3 protein-coding genes are annotated in these 1,394 nt (G+C 67.1%); 2 read left to right on the top strand and 1 reads right to left on the bottom strand.

Features of this window, described 5'->3' with window-relative positions; all coding sequences use genetic code 11:
- Both PGX04_RS14725 and PGX04_RS14720 read left to right on the top strand, forming a co-directional pair.
- On the top strand, positions 1–558 hold a 558-nt coding region (locus PGX04_RS14725; protein WP_273739199.1), incomplete at its 5' end, for a homoserine kinase.
- On the top strand, positions 559–891 hold the full coding sequence (locus tag PGX04_RS14720) for a hypothetical protein (RefSeq protein WP_273739198.1): 333 nt from the start codon (positions 559–561) through the stop codon (positions 889–891). It begins immediately after the preceding gene.
- A gap of 102 nt (positions 892–993) precedes the next feature.
- Here the strand turns inward: PGX04_RS14720 and PGX04_RS14715 are convergent.
- Positions 994–1,394 (bottom strand): beta/alpha barrel domain-containing protein (locus PGX04_RS14715; protein ID WP_465263814.1); only part of this gene is annotated, 401 nt, incomplete at its 5' end.

The raw sequence follows: 1,394 nt of genomic DNA, 5'->3' as shown, positions 1-1,394 counted from the left end.
GACCTCGTCAGCGTCGCCGCCAAGGGCGAGGCGGTCGTCTCCGGCGAAGCACACGCTGACAACGTCGCGCCCTCCCTGCTCGGCGGCTTCACCGTCGTCACCGACGACGGCGTCGCGCGGCTCGACGCCGCCGTCCCCGTCGTCGCCTGTCTCCCCGAAATATCAGTCTCGACGCGAGACGCGCGCGGCGTCGTCCCCGAGTCGGCCACTATGGACGAGGTGGTCACCACGGTTGGCAACGCGGCGACGCTGACCGTCGGCATGACGCGAGACGACCCCGAGCTCGTCGGCCGAGGGATGAACGACGATATCGTCACGCCCGAACGGACCAAGCTCATCACGGGCTACGAGGCCGTTCGCGAGGCTGCCCTCGAGGCGGGTGCGACCGGCGTAACGGTCAGCGGTGCCGGCCCCGGGATTCTGGCGGTCTGTCACCGCGGGGATCGGCGCGCGATCGCGTCGGCGATGGTCGACGCCTTCGACGCGGCCGGCGTCGAGAGTCGGGCCTATCAGACCGCGATCAGCGAGGGGGCGACGCTGTACCGGGACGACTCGTAGATGGGCGCTCGAGCCGACGCGCTGCTGACGCTCGTCGTTCTCGTCGCGGCTGCCGTCGCATCCCTACTGGTCGACGCGGTGTTCTCGGTGCCGTTTCTCGCAGTCGGGGCCATCGCCACGCTCGCGTTTGAGCGAATCGCCGCTCGAGATCCCGACGTCATCCGCCGATACTGGGAGCGCCCCGTCGTTCAGGGCGTAACGCTCGTCGTCGCACTCGCAGGCGTTGTTGTGGGTGCTCGAGTCGCCCCCTCGATCGTCCTCTCGTTCGCGTTCGGTTCGCTGGTGACGTACCTCGTTTTTCTGGCGATGACGAATCCTGCATATAGAGCGTAGATTAGAGAGCGCAGATGGCTGTGACAATTGCGGACGCGTCGAAAAATAGTGCGTTCAGTTGCAGAGGCGACCGTCACCTACTACCCGGCTCTCGCTGCCCCGTTAGACGCCCCGGCCCTGCATTTTCTCTTCCTCGGGAAGGTCGACGTTCGCGTCGCCTTTCATCCCCTTTCCGAGGTGCTTCGAGATCTCGGCGAGCGTCTCGGGCTCGTCCCAGTTGTTCGTCGCCTGGACGATCGCGTCGGCCATTTCGGGCGGATTCTCCGCGCCGAAGATGCCGCTACCGACGAAGATGCCGTCGCACTCGTGGTGCATCATGAGCGCCGCGTCCGCGGGGGTCGCGATCCCGCCCGCCGCGAAGTTGACGACCGGCAGCCGCCCCATCTCGGCGGTCTCGTGGACCAGCTCCGCGGGCGCTTCGATCTCGCGAGCGAAGGCTTCCCGCTCCTCGTGGCTCATGCCCTCGAGTTTCCGGATCGCGCCCTTGATCGTCCGCTGGTGGT

The organism is Natrinema soli (assembly GCF_028618695.1).
This window is presented reverse-complemented; position numbering and strand designations above follow the sequence as displayed.